The organism is Sphingobium sp. FW305-3-2-15-F-TSA7 (genome assembly GCF_058787155.1).
Genome location: NZ_JBYSZM010000015.1, coordinates 26,148 through 30,878 on the forward strand (window position 1 = coordinate 26,148; position 4,731 = coordinate 30,878).

Annotated in this window: 4 protein-coding genes; 2 read left to right on the forward strand and 2 right to left on the reverse strand. The window is 66.5% G+C overall.

Translation table 11 applies throughout. From position 1 onward, the window contains the following. Positions 1-30: 30 nt before the first annotated feature. Positions 31-1,194, reverse strand: coding sequence for a dipeptidase (locus AC3WN8_RS13570; protein ID WP_492669970.1), 1,164 nt, complete (start codon positions 1,192-1,194; stop codon positions 31-33). Then, entirely contained in the window at positions 1,191-3,182 is a 1,992-nt protein-coding gene (locus AC3WN8_RS13575; protein ID WP_492669971.1) for an amidohydrolase family protein, read from the reverse strand. The genes AC3WN8_RS13570 and AC3WN8_RS13575 overlap by 4 nt, the downstream gene beginning before the upstream one ends. A 410-nt stretch (positions 3,183-3,592) precedes the next feature. On the opposite strand from AC3WN8_RS13575, the gene AC3WN8_RS13580 reads away from it, so the two are divergent. Together AC3WN8_RS13580 and AC3WN8_RS13585 are read left to right on the forward strand one after the other, a co-directional pair. After that, entirely contained in the window at positions 3,593-4,213 is a 621-nt protein-coding gene (locus AC3WN8_RS13580; RefSeq protein WP_492669972.1) for a hypothetical protein, read from the forward strand. A 5-nt stretch (positions 4,214-4,218) separates the two neighbouring features. Next, positions 4,219-4,710 (forward strand): RNA polymerase sigma factor, encoded by a 492-nt coding sequence (locus AC3WN8_RS13585; protein WP_492669973.1) that lies wholly within the window; start codon positions 4,219-4,221, stop codon positions 4,708-4,710. Positions 4,711-4,731 lie beyond the last annotated feature (21 nt).

Consider the following 4,731-nt stretch of genomic DNA (forward strand, 5'->3'; position numbering starts at 1 on the left):
GGCGCGCCGTCACCGGAATTCCGCTGCGGCCTACCCCCAGACCTCGCGCGCGACGCGAAGGAAATTCTGACCCAGGATCTTGTCGACCCTCGCCTGCGAATGGCCGCGACTGCGCAGCAGACGGGCAAGATCGCGATACTGGCCCGGCCCCTGCAAATCGATCACGAAGAAGGGCGCATCCTCCTTCTCGCCCGGCGCCGCGATCCCCTGGCTGCGGCGTTGTGCGATGTACTGGCGCTGCGTCTCCAGATACTCCTTCATATTGGGTACCGGCGACATCGGTCCGTCGGTGCCGATGCCGACATGATCCTCGCCGCAGATCTTGATCGCATGTTCGATATGCTGCGCAACATGCTCCGCGCGCGCCGGCCCCGAATGAGTGAGGAAGGGCATGAAATAGATGCCGACATAGCCGCCGCGCTCGGCGACCAGGCGAAGCTCCTCGTCGGTCTTGTTGCGCGGCACGTCGACGAGCGCGCGGCAGCCGGTGTGGGTGATCGCGATCGGGCGCGGCGAATGGCGGACCGCGTCGAGGCAGGTCTTCTGCCCGCTATGCGACAGGTCGCAGAGCAGCCGCCGCTCCGCGAGTTTTTCGACGACGCTGCGGCCGAACGGGCTGAGCCCCCGGTTTTCCGGCACGATCGATCCGTCGCCCACCGCGGTCGGCGCATTATAAGTGAGCTGAAAGACGCGCAGGCCAAGATCGGCGAAGAGATCGACACGCTCGACCTTGTCGCCGAGCATCGTGCTGTTCTGGCAGCCATAGATCACGCCCAGCCTGCCCTCGCGCTTGGCGCGTACGATGTCGTCGGCCTTCAGCACATGCAGCAATTGGCCGGGGCGCTGTTGCAGGATCCGGTTCCACCGCCCGATATCGGCGACGCTGTGCTCGAAGGGATCGATATCCCCCGCGACATGGCCCAATGTGATGTTCACCGCGGAGATGCCGGCGGCCAGCGTGTCGCGCACCGCGCTGTCGGTCACCATGTCCGGCCGGCTTTCGACGATCAGCGGCTTCGATCCGGGCGGGGGCGGGGGCGCGTCGAAACCGAACAGGGTGCCCAGCGAATTGACGAAGACGCCGCTGCCCGATGCGGCCGCCACGCTCCGCGCGCTTGCCGTGCCCGCAGCCCCGACCGCGAGTGCCGCGGCGGTCGCCGAACCGATGAGAAAATGCCTGCGATCCTGTGTCATTTCTTGTCCCCCTTGTTGATGGTGCGTGGTTGGCGCGGTTGCATGCCGGCCGCGACGAACAATGCGTCCGGATCGAAGATCAGCCCGTCCTTCATGACGAGCGACGTGCGGGCGATGTCGGAAATGGTCCGGGTCGGATCGCCTTCGACAAGCATCAGATCGGCAAGCTTGCCGGCTTCGATCGAACCGAGCCGGTCGCCCGCGCCGACGACGCGCGCGGCGCCCAAAGTGGCCATGTAAAGCGCCTCGCCCGGCGTCAGCCCCGCCTCGACATAGGTTTCGAGCTCACGCGGCAGGGCAAGGCCGGGCATGCCGTCGGTGCCCGCGACCATCGTCACGCCTGCACGGTGCATCATCATGAACATCTGCCCCAGCCGATCGAGCGACTGGCGGTTGCGCGCGCGTTCCGCATCGTTCTGCGCGATGCCGCCGCCCGATACTGAGCGCACGACGGTCGCCGGCATGCGATCGGCGACCGCAGCGATGCTCGGCACGGGCTTGCCCGGCTCCGCAACCAGCGTGTCCTCGAAGATGCTCAGCGTCGGATCGAGGACGATGCCGCGTTTGCGGGTCAGTGTGACCAGATCGCGTACCGGCCGACCGGACAGGTCGATATCGCGGCCATGCTCGCCCAGCGCGGTCAGTCGGGCGGACGTATTGGTTTTCGCCGCGATTTCCGGCCCCATCAGGCCGAGCATCCAGAAATTGGCGTGGTTGATCTCGTCGAAGCCCGCCTCGATCGCCTGGGCCATCGTCATGCCCGCGGGCACATGGCCGCCGACGCGCATCCCGCGGCGATGCGCCTCGGCGATGATGACGGGCACGAGTTCGGTCGGAAGCGAGCTGTAGAGCTTGACCGCCGGATAGCCTGCCTCGGCAGCGCGGGTGACGGCGGCCAATGCTTCTTCCCTGGTGCTGACCAACAGTTCGGTGGGACCGGCGAGCGGATGGCGGCCGTCGATCATCGCCGAACGGAAGACGCGCGGGCCGATCAGCCGGCCCGAATCCCAGGCGGCGATGCGTTCGGAGAGCGATGCGATCTGGTTGGCGAGGTCGCGCGCGCTCGTCACGCCCGATCCAATCGCCAGCAGCCCGCCGACATTGTCGGCCAGATGGGTGTGCATGTCGAACAGGCCCGGCAGCAGCGTGCGGCCGCCGCCGTCGATCACCTCGGCGCCATCGGGAATGCGCGCGTCCTTCGCCGGCCCGACCCATTCGATCCGGTTGCCGCGCACGATCACCGTGCGATGCGCCGCGCGGTCGCGCTTCGCCGCGTCATAGAGCGTCACGTCGCGGAACACGACCGCGCCCGCCGGCTTGCGCGCCAGGCTGTGCGCCTGATCCACCTCGCGCCGCGTCAGCGCCTGTTCCTGTGCCTTGATCAGTTCGTCGCCCAGCGCCCCCAGCCCCTGCCGCCGCGCAGACACCCAGCCATTGCCTTCGAGCACCAGATCGCCGGCCTGGTCGAGCCAGACCGGGCTGGGCGCGAACGACAGGCCATGGATGAAATAAAGCGTCGCCTTGCCACCGCCGGGCAACGCCTGGTCGGTCACGCGCTCGATCCGCGCCTTGCCGCGCGGCAGCAGGGCAAGCTCGCCCCCGGGCGCACGCAGCAGCGCTTCGGCGAGGCTGCTCGTCGTGTCCATGCTGCCTTCGTGCGGCAGATAGAAGCCGGGCAGCCGGCTCTCGCCCTGGTCGGCGCGGCTTGTCCAGCGCCCCAGCTTTCCGTTGCGATCGAAGCGCTCGTCGACGGTCCCGCGCAGGTAATTATGGCCATTGGCCGAATAGGCGATCGGGATGCCGTCGGCGTCTGATCGCTGCTCGGTCCGGAAATCGGGGCCACGTCCGCGATCGACGTAATGGAAATGGACGCGGCGCACGCCTTGTTCGGTCGCGACGGTCATGCCGCCACGCACGCTGCCCAGGATCACCACGTCGTAATTGCCGTCGGCCGCGGCCGGCGGGGCAGCCAGTGCGGCCGCCGTCAACAGGCATGCCGTCAGGGTTCGTCGAAATCGCCGGATCTGAATCATGGTCGTTGCCCTCCCTTATTTGTCTCGGTTGGGCTCTCAGTCTGGTCATGCACCCCAACTCTTTCATGGGGGACGCAATTTCAGTGGGGGCGCAGTTTTCAGTGGGGGCCGGGCCGCCATCGCGAATCGCGAACATGCGAGAGGCGAATATCGTCATGTGTCGCCCGCATTCCGGCTTGTCGGTCGCTCGATTTCGGCCGGTTTCAAGATCGTGCAAAGGTACGGACAGTCCATCAGTCCTTGCGGTCCGATTTTCCTTTCGTCGAAATCTCCGCTTTTATTTTCGCATTGCGATTTTCATTTCAGATCAACGACATTCGACGTTAGGCCCAGGCGCTATCGACGATCGGATATGGTCCGGACACATGAATATCGACGAAGATCAAAAATGGTCGGCGCTTGCGGCGATCTGGCAGACGCCCACGGACGCGATCGACATCGCGCATGTGCAACGGCAGCTCCGCCGTCGCGCGCGCAATGCCGCCATCCTCTTCGCGATCGACATGGCGCAGGGCGTCATCCAGATCGCGCTCGGCGTGCTCTTTGTCCAGCGCGGCGTCTGGCCCGCCAACCTGGTCGGTGCCTCATTGCTGTTGTTCGGCGGGTTCACCGTGGGGCTGGCGCTGTGGACGCGCTACGCAATCGGCCATACCGGGCTGGCGAGCGCCGATGGCGCGTTCCGCCTATCGGTGCGTCAGGCGGAGGCGGGGATCCGCTGGGCGAAATCGGGCTATTGCGTCGCCGCGACCGGCGTCGTCCTGCTCGCGATCCTGGGCTATGCGCATGCCCATCCGGTTTATCGCAGCGTCGTGCCGCTCCCTTATTGGGAAAAGGCGCTGTTCGCGATCGCCTATCTCGCCTTCCTGCTGTGGCGCTGCACCCGATTGTTGCGCAAGAATCGGCGCTATCTGCAGGGTCTCCACGCGATCGAGGATGATCTGTTCCCGCCCGATCCCGCAGCCGTGCGCGATGCGGGGAAGGCCTGATCGCGATGGCGCGCGAAGACGCGTTCGAAGCGATATTGCGCGATCACGGCCTGATGCTGGGGCGCATCGCGGCCAGCTACGAGGCCGATCCGGCGAAGCGCCAGGAACTGCAGCAGGATATATTGGCGGCGGTCTGGCGTTCGCTGCCCAGTTTTCGCGGAGAGGCGTCGATCCGGACTTTCCTGGCGCGGATCGCGCATAATCGTGCGATCAGCCATGTCGCGCGCGCCGTCGCCGAACCGCGGATGGCCGAGCTGGACGAAGGGATGCCGTGCAGCCAGCCCTCACCTTTCGACGAGATCGAGCGCAGCGACCAGCAGCGCCGGCTGATGGATGCGGTCCGCACGCTGCCGTTGAGCGCGCGCGAGCCTGTGGTGCTGACGCTGGAGGGATTCACCCCGCGCGAGATCGCCGCGATGCTCGGCCTGACCCCCAATAGCGTGTCGATCCGGCTGACCCGCGCCAAGGAGATGCTGCGCGCGGCACTGGGAAGCTGACCCCCGTCGCCGGACAATGTC